The organism is Kribbella sp. NPDC056861, from assembly GCF_040687575.1.
GTDB lineage: Bacteria > Actinomycetota > Actinomycetes > Propionibacteriales > Kribbellaceae > Kribbella.
Window position 1 is genome coordinate 129,952 of sequence record NZ_JBFBNQ010000009.1, and the last position, 22,382, is coordinate 152,333.

The 22,382-nt window shown below is 68.2% G+C and carries 22 protein-coding genes; 11 read left to right on the plus strand and 11 right to left on the minus strand.

Translation table 11 applies throughout. The annotated features are described in order from the left end of the window. Positions 1 to 148: 148 nt before the first annotated feature. Positions 149 to 886, minus strand: a complete 738-nt coding sequence (locus tag AB0P21_RS37460) for a response regulator transcription factor (RefSeq protein WP_363704147.1) — start codon at positions 884 to 886, stop codon at positions 149 to 151. Further along, positions 883 to 2,268, minus strand: a complete 1,386-nt coding sequence (locus tag AB0P21_RS37465; protein ID WP_363703544.1) for a histidine kinase — start codon at positions 2,266 to 2,268, stop codon at positions 883 to 885. The genes AB0P21_RS37460 and AB0P21_RS37465 overlap by 4 nt, the downstream gene beginning before the upstream one ends. A gap of 300 nt (positions 2,269 to 2,568) precedes the next feature. On the opposite strand from AB0P21_RS37465, the gene AB0P21_RS37470 reads away from it, so the two are divergent. The 3 genes from AB0P21_RS37470 to AB0P21_RS37480 all read left to right on the plus strand — a co-directional run bounded on the left by AB0P21_RS37470 (position 2,569) and on the right by AB0P21_RS37480 (position 4,486). Next, complete coding sequence (locus tag AB0P21_RS37470; protein WP_363703546.1) at positions 2,569 to 3,279, plus strand: M15 family metallopeptidase; 711 nt, start codon at positions 2,569 to 2,571, stop codon at positions 3,277 to 3,279. A 32-nt stretch (positions 3,280 to 3,311) separates the two neighbouring features. Further along, positions 3,312 to 3,692, plus strand: coding sequence for a hypothetical protein (locus AB0P21_RS37475; protein WP_363703548.1), 381 nt, complete (start codon positions 3,312 to 3,314; stop codon positions 3,690 to 3,692). A gap of 404 nt (positions 3,693 to 4,096) precedes the next feature. After that, on the plus strand, positions 4,097 to 4,486 hold the full coding sequence (locus tag AB0P21_RS37480) for a pilus assembly protein CpaE (protein WP_363703550.1): 390 nt from the start codon (positions 4,097 to 4,099) through the stop codon (positions 4,484 to 4,486). Between the two features lie 434 nt (positions 4,487 to 4,920). Here the strand turns inward: AB0P21_RS37480 and AB0P21_RS37485 are convergent, their stop codons facing one another. Continuing rightward, the gene (locus tag AB0P21_RS37485) at positions 4,921 to 5,625 is read right to left on the minus strand and encodes a hypothetical protein (protein ID WP_363703552.1); all 705 of its coding nucleotides are present in this window, start codon (positions 5,623 to 5,625) and stop codon (positions 4,921 to 4,923) included. A 109-nt stretch (positions 5,626 to 5,734) separates the two neighbouring features. Between AB0P21_RS37485 and AB0P21_RS37490 the strand changes: the two genes are divergently transcribed. The 3 genes from AB0P21_RS37490 to AB0P21_RS37500 all read left to right on the plus strand — a co-directional run bounded on the left by AB0P21_RS37490 (position 5,735) and on the right by AB0P21_RS37500 (position 9,022). Then, positions 5,735 to 6,748 (plus strand): ornithine cyclodeaminase family protein, encoded by a 1,014-nt coding sequence (locus tag AB0P21_RS37490; protein ID WP_363703554.1) that lies wholly within the window; start codon positions 5,735 to 5,737, stop codon positions 6,746 to 6,748. Between the two features lies 1 nt (position 6,749). Continuing rightward, positions 6,750 to 8,141, plus strand: coding sequence for an aromatic amino acid lyase (locus AB0P21_RS37495; protein ID WP_363703556.1), 1,392 nt, complete (start codon positions 6,750 to 6,752; stop codon positions 8,139 to 8,141). 86 nt (positions 8,142 to 8,227) lie between these two features. Further along, on the plus strand, positions 8,228 to 9,022 hold the full coding sequence (locus AB0P21_RS37500; protein ID WP_363703558.1) for a DUF2382 domain-containing protein: 795 nt from the start codon (positions 8,228 to 8,230) through the stop codon (positions 9,020 to 9,022). A 123-nt stretch (positions 9,023 to 9,145) separates the two neighbouring features. Here AB0P21_RS37500 and AB0P21_RS37505 read toward each other — a convergent pair whose 3' ends face one another. The 6 genes from AB0P21_RS37505 to AB0P21_RS37530 are packed head-to-tail and all read right to left on the minus strand — an operon-like array spanning position 9,146 to position 15,191. Beyond that, positions 9,146 to 9,916: a polysaccharide lyase family 7 protein gene (locus AB0P21_RS37505; protein WP_363703560.1), complete on the minus strand. Its 771-nt coding sequence runs from the start codon at positions 9,914 to 9,916 to the stop codon at positions 9,146 to 9,148. Between the two features lie 45 nt (positions 9,917 to 9,961). Next, entirely contained in the window at positions 9,962 to 10,921 is a 960-nt protein-coding gene (locus AB0P21_RS37510; protein ID WP_363703562.1) for a D-2-hydroxyacid dehydrogenase, read from the minus strand. Then, the gene (locus AB0P21_RS37515; RefSeq protein ID WP_363703564.1) at positions 10,918 to 11,907 is read right to left on the minus strand and encodes a hydroxyacid dehydrogenase; all 990 of its coding nucleotides are present in this window, start codon (positions 11,905 to 11,907) and stop codon (positions 10,918 to 10,920) included. Before AB0P21_RS37515 ends, AB0P21_RS37510 begins: the two co-directional genes overlap by 4 nt. Further along, positions 11,907 to 13,043 carry a hypothetical protein gene (locus tag AB0P21_RS37520; RefSeq protein WP_363703566.1) on the minus strand — a complete coding sequence of 379 codons (1,137 nt, stop codon included), beginning with the start codon at positions 13,041 to 13,043 and terminating at the stop codon, positions 11,907 to 11,909. Before AB0P21_RS37520 ends, AB0P21_RS37515 begins: the two co-directional genes overlap by 1 nt. 7 nt (positions 13,044 to 13,050) lie before the next feature. Next, positions 13,051 to 14,316 carry a glucarate dehydratase family protein gene (locus tag AB0P21_RS37525; RefSeq protein WP_363703568.1) on the minus strand — a complete coding sequence of 422 codons (1,266 nt, stop codon included), beginning with the start codon at positions 14,314 to 14,316 and terminating at the stop codon, positions 13,051 to 13,053. Then, on the minus strand, positions 14,313 to 15,191 hold the full coding sequence (locus AB0P21_RS37530) for a 5-dehydro-4-deoxyglucarate dehydratase (RefSeq protein WP_363703570.1): 879 nt from the start codon (positions 15,189 to 15,191) through the stop codon (positions 14,313 to 14,315). Before AB0P21_RS37530 ends, AB0P21_RS37525 begins: the two co-directional genes overlap by 4 nt. 158 nt (positions 15,192 to 15,349) lie before the next feature. Here AB0P21_RS37530 and AB0P21_RS37535 point away from each other — a divergent pair, with 158 nt between their 5' ends. From AB0P21_RS37535 to AB0P21_RS37550, 4 genes are all read left to right on the plus strand, one after another. Continuing rightward, complete coding sequence (locus AB0P21_RS37535) at positions 15,350 to 16,363, plus strand: LacI family DNA-binding transcriptional regulator (protein WP_363703572.1); 1,014 nt, start codon at positions 15,350 to 15,352, stop codon at positions 16,361 to 16,363. Positions 16,364 to 16,367: 4 nt separating this feature from the next. Further along, positions 16,368 to 17,519: a hypothetical protein gene (locus AB0P21_RS37540; protein WP_363703574.1), complete on the plus strand. Its 1,152-nt coding sequence runs from the start codon at positions 16,368 to 16,370 to the stop codon at positions 17,517 to 17,519. Beyond that, positions 17,520 to 18,143 carry an FMN-binding negative transcriptional regulator gene (locus tag AB0P21_RS37545; RefSeq protein ID WP_363703576.1) on the plus strand — a complete coding sequence of 208 codons (624 nt, stop codon included), beginning with the start codon at positions 17,520 to 17,522 and terminating at the stop codon, positions 18,141 to 18,143. It abuts the gene before it with no gap. Positions 18,144 to 18,295: 152 nt separating this feature from the next. Continuing rightward, a complete protein-coding gene (locus AB0P21_RS37550) occupies positions 18,296 to 18,940 on the plus strand; it encodes a hypothetical protein (protein ID WP_363703578.1) in 645 nt (214 codons plus the stop codon). A gap of 6 nt (positions 18,941 to 18,946) precedes the next feature. On the opposite strand, the gene AB0P21_RS37555 is transcribed toward AB0P21_RS37550, so the two are convergent. Both AB0P21_RS37555 and AB0P21_RS37560 read right to left on the minus strand, forming a co-directional pair. Continuing rightward, positions 18,947 to 20,098 carry an FAD-binding oxidoreductase gene (locus AB0P21_RS37555; RefSeq protein ID WP_363703580.1) on the minus strand — a complete coding sequence of 384 codons (1,152 nt, stop codon included), beginning with the start codon at positions 20,096 to 20,098 and terminating at the stop codon, positions 18,947 to 18,949. Continuing rightward, on the minus strand, positions 20,095 to 21,639 hold the full coding sequence (locus AB0P21_RS37560) for an aldehyde dehydrogenase family protein (protein WP_363703582.1): 1,545 nt from the start codon (positions 21,637 to 21,639) through the stop codon (positions 20,095 to 20,097). Before AB0P21_RS37560 ends, AB0P21_RS37555 begins: the two co-directional genes overlap by 4 nt. 162 nt (positions 21,640 to 21,801) lie before the next feature. Here AB0P21_RS37560 and AB0P21_RS37565 point away from each other — a divergent pair, with 162 nt between their 5' ends. After that, complete coding sequence (locus AB0P21_RS37565; RefSeq protein ID WP_363703584.1) at positions 21,802 to 22,344, plus strand: hypothetical protein; 543 nt, start codon at positions 21,802 to 21,804, stop codon at positions 22,342 to 22,344. Positions 22,345 to 22,382 lie beyond the last annotated feature (38 nt).

The window sequence follows — 22,382 nt, forward strand, 5'->3', positions numbered from 1 at the left end:
CCAGGCAGGCTTGAAGATATGACCGGGGACTTCTTGCCGCGCCGCCGCCAGGCGTCGCTACTCGCACAGCTACTGACCGTTGTAGGACTGATCGCTGCCGCCGTCGGCGGCTGGTACCTGCTGATCTGAGCACCGCCCGCTGGTGAGGTCAGCCCTCCCAGCGCACCTCGGCCTCGCCCGGCCGGACGACACCGGCCTCGTAGGCGACGACGACGGCCTGGACCCGGCTGGACAGCCCGAGCTTGGACAGCACGCTGCTGACGTGGGTCTTCACTGTGGTCTCGCTGACGAAGAGCTTCGCCGCCAGGTCACGGTTGGACAGGCCGCGTGCCATCCAGACCAGGATCTCGCGCTCGCGCTCACTCAGGTGGCCCAGCATCCCGGCCCAGCGTCCCGCGGAGGCCGGTACCGTGTCGGCCGGGCTGCTGCCGACCTGCCGCTCCAACTCCACGCACCGCTCGAGCAGCACCCGTGTCGAGGCGGGATCGACCAGCGAGTCACCGCGATGCACCGCCCGTACTGCGGCCACCAGCAGATCCGGGTCGGTGTCCTTGAGCAGGAACCCCGACGCCCCCGCCCGTACTGCGCTGAGCACGTAGGCCTCGTCGTCGAAGGTCGTCAGCACCAGCACGGCGGGCCGCTCGCGGCCGGACTCCTTGGCGGCCTTGGTGATCCGCTCGGTCGCCTCCAGCCCGTCCATCACCGGCATCCGGATGTCCATCAGCACGACGTCCGGGTCGTACTGCGCGATCATCCGCAGCGCCTCCTCGCCGTCGCCGGCCTGCGCCACCGTGGTCAGATCGGGCTCGTGGTCGAGGATCATCGCCAGCCCCATCCGGATCACGCCCTGGTCGTCGACCACCAGGATCTTGATCTGTTCCGTCACCTCTGCGGCGGCAACCATGCCTGCACTCTCCATCCACCCAGTGGTCCGGCGGCGACGGCCAGTGTGCCGCCGCTCGCGTGCGCGCGCTCGCGCATTCCGATCAGTCCGTTGCCGCGGCCGCTCTCCTGCCGGCGGGCTGTCTCCAGCGCGTTCACCGGTGGCGGCCCGCCGCTGCCATTGTCGTCGATGGTGAGCAACTCGCCCTGCGGCCCACTCTGCCAGCTGACATGCGCGGCAGTGGCCTTCGCATGCACCATCACATTGGTCAAAGCTTCCTGAATGATCCGTACTGCGGTGAGGTCGGTGGCGGAGGCGAGTTGCCGGCTGCGGGTCGGCAGTTGCATCGTCACGTTGATCCCGACCGCCTTGAGCCGGTCGCCCATCCGCGCCACGTCGGCCAGGTCGGGCACCGGTGCCATCTCGACGCCGGACCCCGGTACGCCGTTGTTCAGCACTCGCACCGTCTCGCGCATCGCGGTGAGCGCCTCCCGGCCACTCGCGGCGATCCAGCGCACCGCCTCCCGGAGCGCCTCGGGCTTCTGGTCGGCGACCCGGTCGGCCGCCTGGGCGCGGATCACCACCGCGCTCATGTGGTGCGAGACGACATCGTGCAGGTCGCGGGCGATCCTGGTCCGCTCGGCAGCGGCCGCGCGCTCGGCCTCGATCGTCCGCAACCGGACCAGCGCCGAGTTGCGCTGCTCCAGCACGAGCATGTTCTTGCGGCGGCGCAGCGCGTTGGCGCCGAGCAGGACCATGCCGCAGATCAGCGCCTCGGCGAAGACGAACAGTGAGATGTCGATGTAGTCGTAGAGGCTGTAGATGTCCCGCGGCAGGTTCGCATAGCGTTCGCCGTACCGGTAGACGCTCTCGGAGACGTTGCTCATCACGATCGCCACGACTGCCGGCAAGCCGATCATCAGCGCCGCCAGGCTGCCCATGGTGAAGAACAGACAAGTGAACCGGCGTACTCCGCTCGCTGCCGCGAGATAGCCGACCACCAGCAGCGGGATCAGATGCAGCTCGGACTGCAGCGCAGCGTCGCTGATCGCGGGGGCCCGCAGGAAGCTGAACCCGAGCTGCTCAGCGAGTCCGGTCTCCGCCGCCGCATAGAACAGTGGGTAGAGCAGCGAGACGCAGAGCAGCATCGTGCGTGGTACCTGACGGACGAGCGCGACGGTCATCACCAGGAACAGCCCCGTGACGACGGACACACTCGGATTCTTCGGCCGCAGCTGGCTGCCGTTGATCGCCGCCAGCCCCACGAACCACACCACGCCGACAAGGGCCGCCAGCAACAGATCCTGCTGCACGGCCGGCAGCCGACGCCAATAGCCCATCACCTTGGGTGACCCGTCGGAGTCGTAGCTCGGCGCTGCTCGCACCCAGGCACGCACCTCACGGCATTGCAGAAGCACCCACGATGCTCCGCATCGAGGGCACTTCTGCAACACCGCGATGCACGCACCTGGGCACGAGCATCGCTCGAGCTACGACTCCGACGGCTCACCTTGCTGAGCGTAGTCGTCCATGACAATCTACGGCTCCTGCGCTTGTACGGCCGGGGTCTCCAACTTTTGGATGACAACGAGCGTCAGACCCCATACCCAGGTCCGACTAACGACCAGGGCAGACGGTCCCTGGGACCGATGCGGCGCACCCCGCTGAACCGAGAGGCTGTACCCATGACCAACGACCTGCCACCACGTCGCACCTTCCGGGTGCGGGGCTGGTTGCTGTCCGTGACAGGTCTGGCCGTGGTCGCCTCCGTGCTGCTCTGGCACAACCAGGTGGCCGACCTGCTGGACTTCGACTCCGCCGCGGACAAGCAGCCCGTGGTCGCCGGCGGACCGGGCGGCTCACCGCCGGCGCCGCCGCCCGCGTCCAGTACGCCGAAGCGGACGCCGACCCAGACGCCCACGGTGTCGCCCAAACCGAAGAAGTCGCCGTCACCGTCGCCCAAGGCCACCAAGTCGACCCGGGTTGACGAGACCTCGAAGTACTCCGAGGAAAGCATCGAGGGCCTGTCCCCGAAGCTGCGCGCCCGGCTGCAGAAGGCGATCAACGCCGCCGCGGCCGACGGAGTCACGATCCGGATCAACTCCGGCCGCCGCAGCGCCGCCAAGCAGTCCCGCCTGTTCAAGGAGGCGGTCGCGAAGTACGGCTCCACCAAGGCCGCGATGCGCTGGGTGCTGCCGCCGGAGCTGTCCCAGCACGTCCAAGGCAAGGCGGTCGACATCGCCCCGCAGGCCGCGATGGTCTGGCTCAACGCCAACGGCTGGAAGTACGGCGTCTGCCGCACCTACGACAACGAACCCTGGCACTTCGAGACCCGGTCCGCACCCGGCAAGAAGTGCGCTGCCCGCGCCGCCAGCGCGGTCGCCGAGCTCGGCTGACACTCACCACTCGATTCAGGAGCGCAACCGATATGACGATGACCTACGCACAGCCGACCACCCGGACTCGCACCCGTACCCGCCACGCAGTACCGGCGCTGTGGCGTCAGGTCGTCCGGGGCGCCGCCAAGGACGAGCCCGTCGCGCCGGCCGAGCCGGACCGTTCGGCGTACACGCAGCTGGAGATCTACGACGGCGTACTGGCCGCTTTCGACCGGCGTACCGAGGTACTGCGGACGATCGAAGGCTCATCGGACCGGCTGACCGCCGCTTTCCGGGTCCGCCGGCTGCTTGGCGTCAGCCAGCTGCAGGCGACCGCGATCCTTGAGCTGCAGACCCAGGGCTTCACCATCGCGGCGCGCGACCGGGTCGCCGCCCGCGCGGCTGAGCTGCGCGCGGCGCTTGCTCGCTGAATCTTCCTCCCTTTCCTCGGTAGCTCGATGATTTGAAAGGAGGAAGTTGTGCCACCGGCCACGGCCGGCCAGGTACGGACACTGCTGAGGGGCCTTGTCTGTACCTGGCCGGCCGTATGTCGTTTCTTGGGGTACGCCCACGCCGGCTCCTTCGTCGCCTGCTCCCCACCCCCCAGCTCCCTCGCTCCTTCGTCGCTCGTCCCGCTGCCGTGAAGACGGAGGTGTGCCGGGGGCGCGCTCAGCTGGGTGGTCAGGTGTTGCGCCGTTGGTGTGGCCCTGCGCTAGCTCTTTGACCGTCTGCACGCCACCCCAGCTTCTCTCTCCTTCGTCGCCCGGTTCGCTGCCTTGGACCGTCAGCTGGTCTGTTCGTTTGATTGCTTGGTACCCCGGGGCACGATGGAGGGGTGATCACGGTTGAGCAGGCGCGGAGGTTGCGGAAGGCTGGAGCGCTGTGGGCGCCCGGCCCGGGTGACCGGTTCGTCGTACCGGACCGGGAGATGGACGAAGACGTGTTCGTCGTCAGCGATATGACCGTCGAGATCCACGACTACAACGGCGACAAGGTGATCGGCTTCAACGGCACGACCGAGTGGGCGCTGGACAGCATCGAGCAGCGCGAAGTCATTTGGTTGCCTCGTGAGGATCAGTTGCGGGCGTTGCTTGGCGGGCACTTCCAGCGGTTGGAGACTGGGCCTGACGGTGGGTACACGGTCGTGTTAACCGACAGTAGGCACTCGGCTGAGGACGCTGAACAGGCGTACGCCGAGGCTGCTCTGGCGCTGCTCCAGGGCTGATCGGCCTGGCTCGCGGCGCGTGCTTCGCGCGGTCAGGCTGGCAGAGTCTGTTCATTCACCAACGCATGCCCGCCGCACACGTCTCGCCGCCAACCACACCACCGCGCTAACCGCTGAGCGGCTGCCGCTCCTCGGGCCCGTCACCTGACCAGCACCTAAGAAACAACACCTGTCCGCCCCACCAAGCCGTGCCCCCGCCACACCTCTGCCTTCATGGCAGCGGGACGAGCGACGAAGGAGCGAGGTAGCTGGGGGGTGGGGAGCAGGCGACGTGGGAGCCGGCGCGGGCGTCAGCAGCCACCCAACCACCTGATCACCCGCCAGACCGGCCCCGGCACACCTCTGCCTTCAAGGCAGCGGGACGAGCGACGAAGGAGCGAGGTAGCTGGGGGGTGGGGAGCAGGCGACGTAGGAGCCGGCGTGGGCGTCAAACCTCAGCCAACAGCCCGCCAATACTGCTTCTTGTCCCGATCGCGGATCACATACCCAAGCTTCGCCACCTCCAGCCGAAGCTCCCGCAGATCAGCCTTGCCTTTGTCCCCCTGATCGAAAGCCTTGGACCGAGCCCGCAATACCGCGTTCGCCGCCGGCGACACGTCGGGATCGTCCTCGACCCACCGCCGAAACTCGCTCCCATGCGGATCCCCGGCATCCGACCACGGATAGCCATGCCCGCGGAAGGCATCGGCGATCTTCTTCGACTCGCTGGCGAACTGGTCGTGCTTCTCCCGCGCAAGCTCGGCCGAGCGGGAATCCTGCAGCACGATCTCCTTGCCGTCGAGGAAGGCGAGCGCGACCTTCTCCCGTGAGACCCGGGTGGTCTTCTGGTTCTTCAGGAACTCGACCTCGGTGGTGCTGATCGTCGTCTTGAGCGTGTCCTCCAGCGCCATCGCGGCCAGCAGTACGCCGCCGATCACGCCGATCGCGATGCAGATCGCGGCCACCCACCAACTGTCGGACTCGGCGATGAACTCGAGTGGGCGGCGCCACGGGACCCAGGACTGCTTGATCGCCCAGTCGGCGATCCGGGGCAGGAAGTAGCCGAGCGCCAGCCCGAGTAGCGGCAGTCCGCCGTACAGGACGAGTTTGTCGACGGCCGAGTGGCCGATCACCGTCTTGGTGGCCGAATTCGTGGACATCTGCTGAACGTAGCGCGATCGGCGGCCGGTGGGGGCTGACTTTGGTAGCTGATGCCCGTTCCTTGGTCGCTCCCGGGCGGGTTCGGCGGCGCCTGGCACGATGCAGGACATGGCTGATGGAATCTGGCTCCGCTTTCTGTCCGGTCCCGAGATCGACTCGCTCGAGTTGACCAGGCTGGAGATCGTCGACACCGTCGAGGCGGCGGTCCGCGATCACGGTGAGGGGCAGACGAGCTTCGAGCCGCGGGTGCACCTGACCCCGGACAACGGCGGGATCGGGCATTTCAACGTACTGCGCGGGCATCTGAACCGGCTCGGTGAGCACGGCATCAGTGGGGTGAAGGTGGTCGGCGACTTCGTGCCGAACTACCAGGTCGGGCTGCCGAGCGAGCTGGCGATGGCGACCCTGTTCGACCCGACCACCGGGGTACCGCTGGCGGTGCTCGACGCGACGATGATCACCGCCGCGCGGACCGGGGCGATGACGACCGTGGGTGCTCGGTACCTGGCGCGCCGCGACAGCAAGGTGCTCGCACACGCCGGCGCCCGCGGTACTGCGTGGTGGAACGTCACGATGCTCGACGATCTCTTCGACCTGGACGAGATCCGGGTGACGTCGCGGCGGCCGGAGTCGCGGGAGAAGTTCGCGGCCGAGCTGTCCGCGGAGTTGTCCACGCCGGTGCGGGTCGTCGCCACCGCCGAGGAGGCGTTCGACGGCGCGGACGTGATCGTCGAGGCGACCCGGTTGACCGAGCCCGAGCCGTTGCTGCGGACCGCCGCCGTACGACCTGGCGCGTTCGTCGTCCCGTACGGCACGGTCAGCGCGGTCGAGCTGGATCTGCTGGACGTGATGGACAAGGTGGTGGTCGACGACTGGCGCGAGTCGCGGTCCGGCCGCTTCGGCTCGCTGCGCCGGCACGTCGACACCGGCCGGCTGTCGCCTGAGACCCTGTACGCCGAACTCGGCGAGATCGTCGCCGGCCAGAAGCCCGGTCGCGAGACCGATGCCGAACGCAACCTCTTCTGGCATCGCGGGCTGTCGTTGCTGGACGTCGCCATCGCGCACCTGATCCTCCGCCGGGCCGAAGCGGCCGAGGTCGGCACGATGCTCAGGTTCCACTGACGTGCTGATCGACGACGCCGCGGACCTGAGCCTGTCCGACCCCGGCCCGATCGAGCTCTCCCGCGGTCTGCTCGAACGCCTCGAAACCACCCGGTACGCCGCCCTGGCGGCGCTGACCGCCGGCGCGCCGGTGTACGGCGTCACCACCGGGATGGGTGCCCTGAGCAAGGTTCGGCTGAATGATGCCGAGCAGCGCGTCCATCAACGCAATCTGCTCCAAGCGCGAGCGGCAGGTGGTGAGCCTTGGCTCCCGCCCATGGAGGCGCGTGCGGTGGTCCTGGCGCGCCTGAGAACCTTCCTCACCGGCGATGCCGCGGTCTCTCCAGAGCTGTGTCTGCAACTCGTTGCCATGCTCAACAGCGGCTTGGTGCCCGCGATCCCAGCGAGTGGAGCCGGCTCGGCCGGCGAGATCATTCCGCTAGCACATGCCTTCGGTCCACTGATCGGCATCGGTTCGTTCTTGACCATGCCTGCCAAGGGAGTGTTGCCGCCGTTCGAGTTAGGGCCGAAGGAGGGAATCGCTTTGCTGGCAGGCATTCCCGGCTGTACTGGGCGTGCCTGGCTGCAGGTCGAGAATGCTCAGCGGCTCTCGAAGAATCTCAGTTTGATTGCTGCTGGAGCGATCGCGGTGATTGGCGCCAACCGCGATCCGTACAACCCGTTGTGTGGAAGAGGCGACGATCTGCTGGCGGCCGAGCTGGAGCTGATCCTCCAGCTAGCAGGCCCCGAACCAGCGCCACGCACCCTGCAATCACCGGTCTCGTTCCGCGTGGCGGGACAGGTGATCTCACATCTCAAACGCTCGGTCGCGCGGCTCGACGAAGCAGTGCAGCGAGCACTGACCGGGGTGACCGACTCCCCAGCCTTTCTCGACGGCGACTTCGTCGGTACTGCGGGCTTCCACGGACTCGACTTGGCCGCACACTGCGACCAATTGGTCGCCGCCCTGGCGCACACCGCGGAGGTCTCGACCGCCCGGATGCACCGGCTGCTCGATCCGGCCGTCACCGGGCTGCCCGCGCAGCTGACGACCGCACCGGGTCCGCAGGCCGGGCTGGTGACGGTGCACAAGAGAGCGGTTGCCACCAGCCACTACCTGCGCCGCCTCGCGTTGCCGTCGGCAATCGGATCGCTCGAGACCTCCAACGGGCAGGAGGATGTGCAGAGCTTCGGCTGGGAGGCGGTCGGCGTGCTGACCGAGGCGGTTCGGTTGACCCGTGAGGTGGCCGCGTGCGAGCTACTGACCGTCCATCAGGCGTTCGCGTTGTCGGAACGCCCTGTCCCAGCAGGGTTACAAGAACTCTTCGGCGAGATTGCGAACGTCGTACCGCCGATTCTCGAGGACCGCCCGTACGGCGTGGATCTGGCCGCGTTGCTCGAATACGTGGTCTGACCACTCTTTGTTTGCTGATCGTCACTGCGGGTACTCGACGTCTGCAGGCAAGTTGCCGAAGACAACGAGAACGGGGATGGTTTCGAATGAGCACCACGCAGGAGCTGGAACGGACACTGGGCCAGGACGTTTACGACATCGACGGCCAGAAGGTCGGTACGGCGTCCCACCTCTACGCCTCCGACGTGTCCGGCGCCCCGGAGTGGGTGACGGTCAAGACCGGGCTGTTCGGCACCAAGGAATCCTTTGTCCCGTTGATGGGAGCGCGCGCCGAGCAGGACGGACTGCACGTCGGCGCGGCGAAGGACCTGATCAAGGACGCGCCGCGGATCGACGACAACGGACATCTGTCCGAGGCCGAGGCCGCTGAGCTGTACCGGCACTACAACCTGACCGCCGGCGCGCCGGGTCGGCAGGGTCAGGCGGGTCAGCCGGGGATGAACGGCCAGGCCGGCATGGATGCTCAGGGCAAGAACTCCAAGCAGGGCAAGGACGCGCGCGCCGGGATGGCCGGCCAGGAGTCGATGGTCCGCTCCGAGGAGCAGTTGCGCGCTGGCACCGAGACGGTCGAGACCGGCCGGGTGCGGTTGCAGAAGCACGTGGTGACCGAGGAGCAGCAGATCACCGTGCCGGTCAGCCACGAGGAGGTTCGCGTCGTCCGTGAGCCGATCAACGACGGCAAGCCGGGCACCGGCCAGATCGGCGAGGAAGAGCGCGAGGTCGTGCTGCACGAGGAGCGCCCGGTGATCGCGAAGGAGACGGTCGCGGTCGAGCGGGTCGGTCTGGAGACCGAGACGATCCGCGAGGAGCAGCAGGTGACGGACACCGTGCGCAAGGAGCAGATCGAGGTCGAGGACACGACCAAGAAGCGCAAGCACTGAGAACCACCCAACTACCGCGCCGCAGCACCTTCTGGTGCTGCGGCGCGGGGTGGTTGTAAAAACCAGCAGTTCGCGAGAGCCGACGCGGGGCGGCAGTTGCCGGGGCGCGGCTGGTGGGTCTGGCTAGCTGTGGCTGACTGACAGACCGTAGATCGTGTTCTGCCCGTAGTTGCTGGTGTCGCACGGGGACGAGTTGTCGCAGTTCGCCTGGGTGTAGACGCCGGCCTTGAAGTAGCCGGTGGTGAAGCTGACCGGGATCGTCGTCTGCAGGGTGCCGTTGTAGTACGCCTTGATCGAGCCGTTGCTGACCACGAACTTCGCCTGGAACCGGGTGCCGAGGGTGTAGTTGCTGTTCACCAGTTTGTAGTGGGTGTCGTTGTCGCGGGTGATGTAGAGCGCCTTGCCGTCCAGCCGGAAGGTGGAGCGGTCGTTGCCGTCGTGGATCTGGCCGGCGATCACCTGCGGCTTGCTGTTCGGCAGGTGGTTGATCGCCTGGTCGATCACCATCGTGTGGGTGCCGGAGTTCGAGGACCACTTGGCCTCGGTGGTGCCGTTGGTCTGCATCTCGCGCAGTTCGGACCGGGCGTAGGTGGTGTTCGGCGTCTTCACCCCGTTCACCGCGTTGCGGAACTGCACGCCGTCACACGACGACGTCGGCTTGAACCACGGCGACAGCACGTACGTGTTCAGCCGCGGCCGGAGTACCTGCAGGATCTGGGTGCCGGACTGGTTGGGGTCGTCGATCGGCATCTGCGCCTTCCACCGGGTCAGGTCCAGAACCTCGGCGGGATAGGTGCAAGCAGCAGCCGGTACTGCGCTCGCACCGCCGCTGGTGAGCAGGGCAGCGCTCGCGACGACGGCGGACAGCAGGGCAAGAGGGCGGGCAACACGCATGACGGAACTCCTTCGGGGCGGAAGAATGACTATCTGGCGTTCCTCTCAGAACCACTTGGACTTGTCGACGACGTTGATCAAGGTGTCACCGGCAACAAACCGCCGGGCGTTGTCCAGCAGCACGGCGAAGCGCCGTTCTGCCTCGTGCGGCCCGACTCCTGCGACGTGCGGGGTGATCAGTACTTCGGGACGCCGCCACAACGGGTGGTCGTCCGGCAACGGCTCGGTCTCGAACACATCCAGCGCGGCCCCCCGCAACTGCCCGGCTGCCAGCGCCGCATCCAGCGCGTCGAGCTGAACGGTCGGCCCGCGCCCGACATTGACGAAGTACGCCGACGCCTTGAGCAGCTTGAGTCGCCGCGCGTCGATCATCCCCTCGGTGTCGGGCGTGTGCGGCACGGTGAGGATCACCAGGTCGGCCAGCGGCAGCTGCTCGTCCAGCGCCTCCACCGGCAACACGTCGGCAAATCCTGGACGAGCCGAGGGTCGTACGTCGATCCCGGTCACCCGAGTACCGAAGGCAGCCAGCAGCCGCCCGATCTCGGTGCCCAGAGCACCAACTCCCACGACCAGAGCAGTTGCCTCCGACAAGGAGACGATCGCTTCGGGATCCCAGTCGGGATTCCATGAAGCCGTCTGCTGGTCGCGGATATAGCGCGGCAACCCGCGGCACAGCGCCAGCACCAACGACAACGTATGCGTCGCCACATGATCGGTATAGGTGTCGCGCATGTTCGTCACCACCACCGGATGGGCGACCAACTCCGGGTAGTAGAACCCAGGCGGCGGACCGGCCTGCTGCGCCTGGAACCACCGCAGCCGCGTAGTTGCCGCCAGCGACTCAACCGGCAGTACGCCGTACGCCGCGTCCGCCTCCCGCAACGCCCAGGCGGCATCCTCCGCGGACGGTCGAGCCACGGTCAACCCAGGCACCTCGGCCATCAACCGCTCTGCCCAGCCCGCGGTGCTCTCGCGCTGCGGCGGCACCATCACCAGAAGCGTCATGCGGATCTCGCCTGCCCCGACTCGAAGATCTCGTGCTCCAGCGGCTCACCGGCGACGTAGCGCTTCAACTCGGCTGCCATCAGCTGTCCCTGCCGACGGCGCTCGGTGTTCAGCGTCCCGGCCAGGTGCGGGGTCACCACGATGTTCGTTGCCGAGAACAACGGCGATCCGGGCAGCGCCGGCTCGGGATCAGTCACATCCAGTACGGCGAACAGGTCGGTGCGCTCCCGCAGTACGGTCACCAACGCGTCCTCGTCGATCAACGCTCCCCGTGCAGTGTTGATCAACGTCGCATCGTGCTTCATCGACGACAGCAACTCCGTGCTGACCACCTTGCGGGTCGCGTCGAGGACGGGCGCATGCAGCGACACCACGTCGGAGGTCGCGAACAACTCCTCCAGCGAGACCAGGCGGACTCCAAGGGATGCCGCGGTTGCGGGATCGACGTACGGGTCGTAGGCCTGGAGGTCCAGTTCGTGCCGGCCGAGCAAACGGGCGGTTGCCTGACCTGTTGCGCCGAGCGACATCAGGCCGACCACGGATCCGGCGGCGCCTGGCTCGTTGTTTGCCCGCGGCAACGCCTCGGCGCGCTCCCGTGAACCGAGCACGTAGCGCCAGCCGTGTTTCAAGGCGTAGAGCACCTGGGCGAGGGTGAACTCGGCCACCGACTCGGCGATCACGGAGTTGGCTGTGGTCACGCGGACACCGCGGGCCCACGACTCCGGGGTCACCACGGACCGCACCGAGCCGGCGCCGTACAGGACCAAACCGATGCGGGGAGCAGACTCCAGCAACTCAGCGGTCAGTTGCGGTCCGCCCCAGGCGGTGACCAGCACGTCGACGTCGGCGAGCAGATCAGCCGTCAGCTCGGCCGGAGCCAGGGGTGGGGCAACGATCCGGAGCTGCTGCTCGATCGCGGCTCGCTCGTCCTCGCCGTAGATGTCGGGGAAGCGGGCTAGGTCCATCACGTACAGGCCGTTGAGCATCAGGTCACCTCCTGGACAGCGGCACGGATGGCCGCTTGGCGCGCGGGCGACGCCAGTCCGGCATGGTAGTACCGGACCTCCGAGGCGCCCGCCGCAACGAGTCGCGCGGCCAGCGCGGGCAGCTCGGACGAATGCTCACCGACCGCGTTGACATTGGCAACCAACGGCACCTCGGTCCGCGCGGCGGCGGCCTTCATCCGGGCGATCGCCGGCTCCTCGTCGTCCCAGCACTTCAACACGTACGCGGCCGGCGCCGGCTCGAAGCCGGCCAGCTCGACCCCGACGTCCGGCCCGGTCACCTGCGGATCATCAGTTGCCATGAGCAACAGGTCGCGATCGCCGGCCAGACTCGCCGCCTCCCGGACCAACCCGCTGATCACCTCACGCCGATGCCGGTAGATAGCCTCGGCGCGCTCACTGCCGAGGGCCTCGGCCAAGCTGGTCCCGGCCCGGACTCCTTCTTGCAGTTCGCGATCGACAATCCGCCTGAGGTCCGCCTTGAGCTGCAGGACGTCCAGCCCAAGCCGCTCGGCGCAGGCTGGGCAGACGCAGAGGGAAAGCAGGTCACGGGCGCAGGCGGAGAGATCCGCACCCGCGGTCTTCTCATGCTGACTGGCGTGCTCGAACCCGAGCCAGCCACAAGCCTCCAGCATCAACGCCGGTACGTCGTACTGCTCGCAGATCTCCTGCACGGTCGTCAACGCGTAGTCGCGCACAGCGGCCTGGGCTGGGCACAAGGCATAACTCATGACTTCGTCATAGGCATTGATCACGGCGTACTGCGGTGCGGAGCGCCCGAGCACCGACGAGTGGGTCAGCACCACCCACGCCTCGGTGCGGAGCCCAACCGCGGTGAGCGCGGCGGACGCAGTACCGAAGCGGTCTCCGTCGTCGACGGCCCAATTGGGTGCCAGCGGTCGCAGCCCGCGCCAGCGTTCTGGGCGGATCCGGAAGTACGCCGCCGCGTGGTTGGCGTGCACGATGCGGTGGGCCGGATGCCAGGCGGTCGTGGCGCGCACGGAGTGGTAGGCGGCCTGCAGCGTCACGGTGTCGATGCCGAGGTCAGCGAAGCGCGCGGCCGCCGAGGGATCGCCGACGAGATCCCAGGTGTAGGCGAAGGCGCCGTGTCTCACCATCGGGGCGCTACCATCTCGGAACGCCAGGGTCCCAGTCCGGCTGGACCGCTCGCATCGGCGTGACATCGTCCCGGGTGTCGAAGCCGCACTTCTCGTACTGCTCGGAGAGCCGGGCCAACGAGTCCGGGTCCAGCTCGACGCCGAGCCCGGGACCGGTCGGGACCTTGACCGCGCCGTCGGTGAAGCTCAGCACACCTGGCTGTACGACGTCCTCGACCAGATAGGGATAGTGCGTGTCGCAGTCGTAGGTCAGCTCGGGGGTCGCGCCGGCCAGGTGGGTCATCGCGGCGAGGCTGATGCCGAGGTGCGAGTTGGAGTGCATCGACAGTCCGATCCCGAAGGTGCGGCAGATCGCAGCCAGCTCGCGGGACCGCCGCAACCCGCCCCAGAAGTGGTGGTCGGACAGCACCACCTGGACGGCATCGACGCGGATCGCCGGCGGCAGGTGGCTGAAAGCGGTGACACACATGTTGGTGGCCAGCGGCATCGACACCTCACGGGCGACCGCGGCCATCCCGTCGATCGTCGCGGTCGGATCCTCCAGATACTCAAGTACGCCGTCGAGCTTGTTGCCGACAGCAATGCTGGTCTCGACGGTCCAGCCCGCGTTGGGATCGAGCCGCAGCGGATGCCCCGGGAACGCGTCCCGCAGTGCGAGGATGACGTCGGCCTCGTCGAGCGCGGGCAGCACGCCGCCCTTCAGCTTCAGCGACTTGAACCCGTACTCCGTGACCATCTTGCGGGCCTGAGCAACGATGCCCTCGGCATCCATCGCCTCGCCCCAGCGGTCCGCCTCGTAGTCCGGCACCGGCAGATGCGCGGCAGGCTTGAAGAACAGGTAGCCGCTGTACGGCACCGCGTCGCGGACCTTGCCACCGAGCAGCTCGACCACCGGACGGTCGAGCGCCTTGCCCTGCAGATCCCAGCAGGCGATCTCGAAGGCCGACAGCACGGTCGCCAGCGTCTTCTCGTCACTCGCCTCGCCGACCAGTCCGTGCGTGGCCAGCCCGGCTGCCGAGCCGAGCGTCTCGTTGATGATCCGCTCCAGACCGTTGAGGTCGAAGGGGTCGAGCCCGGCCAGCCGGGGCGCTACCTGACGCAGCGCGGTCACCACCGCGAGGTCGCCGTACGTCTCGCCGAGTCCGGTCAGCCCCTCGTCGGTCTGGACCTGGAGGATCGAGCGCAGCGCGTAGGGCTGGTGGATGCCCTGGATGTTGCGCAGCGGCGGGTCCTTCATCGCGATCGGGGTGATGACGATCTGGCTGATCTTCATGCCTCGGCCGCCTTCCGGACCAGGGTCAGGCCTTGGTCCAGGAGTTGATCGAGCTCCTCGAGGTGCTCGGGCAGCGGGTCGGTGAGCGGTGAGCGCACCGAGCCGACGTCGGTCAGCCGGCGACGTACGGCGGCCTTGACCAGCGATACGGCGTACCCGGCGCCCTTGTCGCGCAGCTTGACGAGCGGGAGGTAGAAGTCAGGGAGCAACTGGTCGAGGCCGGCCTCGTACGCGTGGGCGATTTCGGGCGCGAAGCAGTGCACTGCCGATGAGTACGCCCGGACGCCGATCGCCGCGTAGGAACGGGCGGTCACCTCGGCGGTCGGGAGGCCGTTGAAGTAGGTGAGGTCCGGCGCGACGGCCATGATCCGCTGCAGCAGATCGAGGTCGCCGTGGCCGTCCTTGAAGCCGATCACGCCGGGGATCCGCGCCAGCTCGGCGGCGCCGTCCGCGGTGAAGATCGCGTTGTCGCGCTGGTAGGCGATCAGCGGCAGGCCCGCTGTCGCCGCAAGGCCGCGGAAATGATCCACCAGACCTTGTTGCGAGGGTTTGACCAAGTACGGAGGTAAGACCAGCAGGCCATCGGCTCCAGCCTCGCGCGCGGCCTCGGCGTACTGGCGGGCGATCGCGGTGCCGTAGCCGGTGCCGGCGAAGACGGGCAGCGCGCCGGCCGCCTCCTCGACAGCGGCGCGGACCGCGGCGGCGTACTCGTCGAGGGTGAGGGAGAAGAACTCACCAGTGCCACAGGCGGCGAAGATCGCGGCCGGACGCGCGTCGAGCTGGTGCCGCAGGTGCTCGCGGTACGGGCCGAGCGCGAGTGCGCCATCGGCGTCGAACGCGGTGACCGGGAACGACGAGAGTCGGTCGAGCTGCATGGGAAAGCCTCTCGGTAAGCGTTTGCCCATGGACACTAGTCCGGTGCGGGCCAGTCGGCAAGAGCTCGTCTGAAAGCGGTTTCAGAGAACAGTCTTGTGAAATCCAGTGCGCTACGCCACGCTGAGCAAGCGTTTTCATGACCTTGTGGAGGAGCTAGGTGCAGAACCGCCCGGGCCGGTCCCCGCGGGTGACGATCAGCGACGTCAGTACGGCGGCGATGGTCTCGGCCGCGACTGTCTCGCGGGTGCTGAACGGCACCGCGAGGGTCGACCCGACGCTGGTCTCGCGGGTCCATGACGCCGTCCGCGATCTCGGCTACCGGCCGAACGCCGCTGCTCAGGGGCTGGCCCGGGGCGAGTGGGGCACGATCGGGGTTCTGGTGCCGGACCTGGCGAACCCGTACTTTCCCGAGGTGCTGAAGGCCGTCTCGGCGGTCGCCCGTGCGCATGGCCGCCGGATGATGGTGATGGAGTCCGACGAGGATCCCGCGCTGGAGTTCGAGTTGGTCGAGGATCTGATGCGCTGCTGCGACGGCGTCCTGCTCGCCTCGCCGCGGATGCCTCGCGCCGAGTTGGTCGAGCTGCTCGGCCGCGATCACCCGATGGTGTTGTTCAACCGGGTGGTCGCGGGGGCCGGCGTGCCGTCGATCTCGGTCGACTTCACCGGTGGGATGACCCAGGTCTGCGGGCATCTCGCGCAGCTCGGGCACCGGCGCGCGGCGTACCTGAGTGGGCCGTCGGCCTCGTGGGGCAACGACGAACGGGTCCGTGCCTTCGAGGCGGCGCGGGCGTTCGGGCTCGAGGTGACGGTGGTCGAGTGTGGTGGGTCGACGAGCCAGGCCGGGTACGACGCTGTCGCGGCGGTGCTGGAGTCGGACGCGACCGCGGTGCTGGCCTACAACGATCTGGTCGCGCTCGGGGCGATCGCGCGGTTGCGGGAGCTGAGCGTCGGCGTACCGGAGGAGTTGTCGGTGATCGGGTTCGACGACATCTCGCTGGAGCGGGTCGCGCACTCGAATCTGACCACGGTGTCGGTGCCGCGCGACGAGCTCGGGCGACGGGCCGGGGAGATCCTGGAGCAGCTGCTGGTGAACGACTCCGATACTGAACCGGTCTATCTGCCGATGGTTCTGCAGGTCCGCGACACCAGTGGGCCGCCCGCCGTACCGTAGGCGAATGAACTCGATGCCGGACCTGCCCGCCGAGCCGTCGTCCGTCCAGCCGTTGCCCGCCGAACCGTTGCCTGAACCGTTGCCTCCAGAGCCGCTGCCGATGCCGAGACCCGAGGCCGCCCAGGAAGCACTGCTCAGGCCCGAGGCCGCCGCGGAAGCGCTGCCCCCGTTGGAGTCGGTGCCGTCCACCGCCGCGGGCGAGGAGTCGGCCGCCCGCTTCCCCGACCTCTACCAGGCGGCGGTCAACGGCCCGGCGACGTTCCGGCATCTCGTCCAGGCGCATCAACTCGCGGCCTCGACCGACCAGCTGTCCTGCGACGCGGGCAACTGGCTGATTCCCGTGCTGTCACAGCGATTCAGCGAGGTGCACGGCGGGATCGAGAAGGAGTACTACTGCAGCGAGGTGGTCGGCGGCTGCCTGCTGGCCAAGGACCGCGCGGTCTACTCGATCCTCAACTCGCCGCCGCCGGACCTCGTCGACGCCGAGATCGACTGCAAGGTGATCGCCCGCGAAGCGCTCTACAACCTGCAGGGCAGGGGAGTCGTCCAGCAGCGTGAGGAGGCCACCGACCACGCGTACTCCGGGCTGACCCGGGTGATGGTCGCGGCCGACCTGGTTGCCGGTGGCGCCAGCCCCGAGGAAGTCGCGGCGGCGATCGCGGCCGCCAAGAACGAGATCACCGTGGTGAAGGCGCGGGTCGACGTACTGCTGCAACGGCAGGCGCGACTGGAGTACTTCCAGGGTGTGCTCGGTGGAATCGTGCCGACGTTCGTACTGGTCATCCTGTTCGGCGTCGCCGCGAACGCCTGGTGGCGCAGTGCGCTGGTGCCGTCGGTGCTGGTCGCCGCGATCGCGATGTCGGCGCTCGGCGCGACGATCAGCGTGATCCAGCGGATGGGCAACGGCTCACTGGTGATCGACCACAGCGCCTCCCGCTGGCAACGCGTGATGCTCGGCGCGTTCCGCCCCGGCGTGGGCGCGATCTTCGGCTGCCTCGGCTACTTCACCTTGCTGGCAGGCGTTCTGGCGGCCGGCGCCGCAGTCGGTACTCCGGCATCCGTCGCGGTCTTCGGCCTGACGGGCTTCGCCGCCGGCTTCAGTGAGCGGTTCGCCACCGACATGCTCGACCAAGCCAGCAAGCTGATCGTCAAGTAGATGTACATCCCCAAACACTTCGCCGCCGCGGACTCCGTCGTACGAGATCTGCTGCTCAACCACGGCGCCGGCGACCTGATCACCAGTACTGCGGACGGCTTGCTGGCAACGCTGTTGCCGTTCGTCTACGACCCGTCGGCCGGCGAGTACGGCGTACTGCGTGGGCATCTCGCGCGGAACAATCCCCAGTGGAAGACGCCCGCGACCGGCGAGGCACTCGCGATCATCACCGGGCCGGACGCGTACATCTCGCCGTCGGCGTACGCGTCGAAGCAGGAGCACGGTCGGGTCGTGCCGACCTGGAACTACGTGACCGCCCATGTCTACGGCGAATTGGTGATTCACGACGATCCGGTCTGGCTCGATCAGCTGGTCCGGCAGTTGACGGCCAAGCACGAAGGCGGATTCGACGAGCCGTGGTCGGTGGATGATGCGCCGGCAGAGTTCGTCGCGGGCCAGTTGCGGGCCATCGTCGGAGTCGAGCTGGTGATCAGCCGGATCGAGGCGAAGGAAAAGCTCAGCCAGAACCGGTCGGCGGCCGATGTCGAGGGGGTGGTCGCCTCGCTGCGGGCTCGGGGTGATGAGGCGTCGGCCGATGCGGTCGAGGGCGCCAATCCCCAATAAGTGAAGCCAACACGCCGGGTGGCAGTAGCTTTTCCTTCGGCTGGGTCGTTGGTGGTTGGTACCGGTCGGTGGATGCTCGCCGACCGGGGTGTCGGGAGTGCTGGCCGATCCATTAGCCTGGGTCGGGTTTTCGTCGGCGACGTGGAGGATTCGTGAAGCGGTTCGTAGTGCCGCCGAGCTGGCCCACGCCGCCCCGCCGCAGCTGGATGCCGCCGAAGACATGGCGCCCGGATCCGGAGTGGCCGGCCGCGCCCGACGACTGGAAGTTCTGGGTCGACGGCAAGGGCAACGCGGTCCGCGGCCCCGTCGGCCGGTACGGCGGTCCCTCACGGCGCGTGGTCGCGCTGGGCGCCGGAGGTCTGGCGCTGTTCCTGGTGGTGAACTTCTGGGCGTTGTCCGCGATCGGCCTGTTCGACGGTGGTCCGGCGGACTCGCAGGCTCTGCCGGCGGTCGACGACCGCACGCCGACGCCGTCGGTGCAGCCGACCACGCCGCCGAAGACGACCACCACCGCTGAGACTTCGGCGCCGCCGCCGGTTGTGAAGACCACCAAGCCGACCAAGACGCCGACGCCCACCAAGACGCGGACCACGAAGAAGCGCGAAGAGCGGGAAGAGCGCGAGACGACGCCGACCAAGCAACCGACGGCCACCAAGACCACGGTGAAGCCGACGACCCGGCCGACGACGCGCCGCCCGCCGACCCGCGAGGAGCTGATCGCCCAGTACTGCGCCGCCCAGGGCTGGGATCCGGCCTGGTGCGACCCGGAGAACTGGCCGGACTCGGACGGCCCGTAAAGAGTTCTAGATGATGTTTTGTTCGGACCGCAGGCCTGAGGTCTGGAAGCGGGTGGCGTCGAGCGGTGAGACGTCAACGAACGGTTCTCTGTCCAGGTAGAGATCCCGGATGATCTCCCCGATCGCGGGGCCTTGCAGGAAACCGTGCCCCGAGAAGCCGGTGGCGTACAGGAAACGGCTGACCTCTCGCGCCTCGCCGATCAGCGCGTTGTGATCCGGTGTGTTCTCGTAGAGACCGGCCCAGCCACTCGCCAGGCCCACGTCGAGCAGCGACGGCGCTCGTTGCTCCATCGCGGCGGTCAGCCGCGGCAGCCAAGCCTCCGATCGGCCGAGGTGGAAGCCAGGCTCCTCGTCCGGATCGGACATGCCGACCAGCAGGCCAGGGCCTTCGCCATGGAAGTACAACGTGCTGCTGAAGTCGATCGTCATCGGAAGGTCGCGCGGCAGGCCCGGAATCGCCTCTGTCACGACGATCTGGCGTCGCAGGGGAGTGACCGGAAGGTCGATTCCGGCCATCGCGGCGAGCGGACCCGACCAGGCGCCGGCGGCGCAGATCACGGTCGACGTGGCGACCGTTCCGTGGCTGGTCCGGACGCCGCGGATTTCATTGCCCACAGCATCGATTCCGATGACCTCGCAGCCGGTGACCAGCCGCGCGCCGAGTTTCCGCGCGGCGGTTGCATACCCGAGGACGACGGACTCCGGCGTACAGTGCCCGTCGTTGGGGGAGAAGCACCCGGCGACCAGGCCGTCGGGAGACAGGATCGGCGCGAGCCGGACCGCCTCGTCGACGTCCAGCATCCGGGTCGGCTGACCGGCCGCGTTCTGCAGCCGGGTGCTCTGCTCGAACAACTCGACCTGCTCGTCCGACGACAGCAGGAACAGGTAGCCGACCCGGTGCAGGTCGATCTCCTGCCCAGGGCGGGTGCCGAACCGGGCGAACGCCTCCAGGCTGCGCGCGCCGAGCGCGATGTTCAGCTCGTCGGAGAAGTTCGCCCGGATCCCGCCGGCCGCCTTCGAGGTCGAGCCCGACCCCAGCTCGTTCTGCTCCAGCAGCAGGATGCCGGTGACGCCGGCCTCGGCGAGGTGGAAGGCGATACTTGTGCCCATCACCCCGCCGCCGACGATCACCACGTTCGCCGTCTCCGGCAGGGTCATGGCAACAGGAAGTCGTGATCCGCCTCAACGGTGACGGTGTCCATCTGCGCCTTCTGCAGCTTGCCCGAGTAGTCCCAGTTGAGCGACTGCCACCGGGTGAACTGGTCCAGCACCCAGATCCCGCTCTGCCGCGAGCCGTTGCCCGACTTGCCGTTGCCACCGAACGGCAGGTGCGCCTCGGCGCCCGAGGTCGAGTTGTTCACGCTGACCATGCCCGCCGAGATCCCCTGCGCGAACCGGAACGCCTTGTTCGGATCGGTGGTGTAGATCGAGCTGGACAGGCCGTATCCAGACTTGTTGCCAAGGGCAATCGCCTCGTCCAGGGTCCGGTACGTCGTGATGCCCACCACCGGACCGAAGGTCTCGTTGAGGAACAGCTCGTCGTCGGGCTGGACTCCGTCGACGATCACCGGGTGGTAGAACAAGCCCGCTTCCGGCGTACCGACGAAACCGTCGCGCGGGTTGTCGGCGCCGACCCGGCCGGTCGCGCCGATCACGGTGTGCTGCGCGCCGATCCAGCCGAGCGACTTCTCGAAACCGGCCGCGAACTTCTCGTCCAGTAACGGCCCGAACAACACGTCCTGGGTCGGGTCGCCCATCGCGGCAGCCGCGACCGCGGCGCTGAACCGGGTGACGAACTCGTCGTGGATCGACTCGTGCACGATCACCGTTCCTAGCGACGTGCACCGCTGACCCGCAGTACCGAAGCCGGAGAAGAGCGCGCCGTCGACGGCCAGGTCGAGGTCCGCGTCCTCGGTGATCACCATCGGGTTCTTGCCGCCGAGCTCGAGGCACGGGGTCTGCAGGTGCCGGCCGCACAGCTCGCCGATCCGGCTGCCGACCTCGGTCGAGCCGGTGAACCCGACCTTGTCGATCAGCCCGGCGGCCAGCGACTGCTCCAGCCCGGCGAAGGTGTCGGGGCCGTCGGCGTACACCAGGTTGAAGACGCCCGCCGGTACGCCGGAGTGCGCGAAGATCTCGTAGAACGCGTTCGAGACGACAGCGGAGTACTCGGCGGGTTTCCAGACCACCGTGTTGCCGCAGAGCAGCGCCGGGACGATGTACCAGGACGGTACGGCGACCGGGAAGTTGCCGGCCGAGATCACCGCGACGGCGCCGATCGGGCGGCGGAAGGTGAACAGTTGCTTGTCCGGCATCTCCGACGGCACGGTCTGGCCGTAGAGCCGGCGGCCCTCGCCGATGAAGAAGTCGCAGGTGTCGATGATCTCCTGCACCTCGCCGAGCGCTTCCGCGAGCGGCTTGCCGATCTCGCGGGTGACGAGCGCGGCCAGCCGGTCCTTGTTGGCGGTCATCAGCCGGCCGACGTTCGCGATCACCTGACCGCGCTGCGGCGCCGGCAACGCGGCCCACCCCGGCTGCGCGTCCTTGGCGGCCTGGGCGGCCTGGACGAACACGTCCGGCCCCGCGACCCCGATGGTGCCGACCACCTCGGCGGTGTTCGCCGGGTTGGTGGACGGCGTACTGCGAATCGGGTCCGGGACCCGCTCACCGTTGACCACGGACAAGATGACAGACGACACAGGTGGGTCCTCTCGATCGGCGCTTCGGTGCTGCCCAGCCTCGGTCATCGCGGTGCCCTTGCCAACCCCACCCAGCGCGCCTCCTGCTGACCCCGAAAGTGGGTGGGGTTGAGGTGGGTGGCGGGCGGGGACCGGGCGGGGGTGGCGTGTGAGAGTGCTGGGGTGAGTCTCAGTGACGAGGAGATCGCGGCGATGGCGCCGGCGGAGCGGCGGGAGCTGGTCCGGCGGTTGGTGGCCGCGCGGGGGCCGGCGCCGGGTGGGCGGACGCTCGAGCGGCTTCGCAAGCGGCGGCTGGTGGTGCTGGTGGCGTGTGTCGTGACGCTGATCCCGTGGACGGTGTACCTGGCGGTCACGCTGCCGGGGCACTACGTCGCGCGGAACTGGGGTGCGACCTGGGTCGGCTTCGACATCGTGCTGATCGCGATGCTGGTGACGACCGCGATCGCGGGCTGGCGACGGCAGCAGTTGGTCTTCCCGACGGCGTTCGCGTCCGGCGTCCTGCTGATCTGCGACGCGTGGTTCGACGTGATGACGAGTCAGCCTGGTGCGGATCTGCTGCAGGCGCTGATCAGCGCGCTGGTGATCGAGGTGCCGCTCGGGATCGGGTTCATCTTCGGACCGCTACGGATGCTGCGGATCGTCGCGGTCCGGCACGGGCTGGTCGAGCCGGGGAGCCGGATGTGGGGGCTGCCGATCCGCTTGTGAATGCAATCACAAGAGGGTAAAGTGGTCGTCGTACCGCA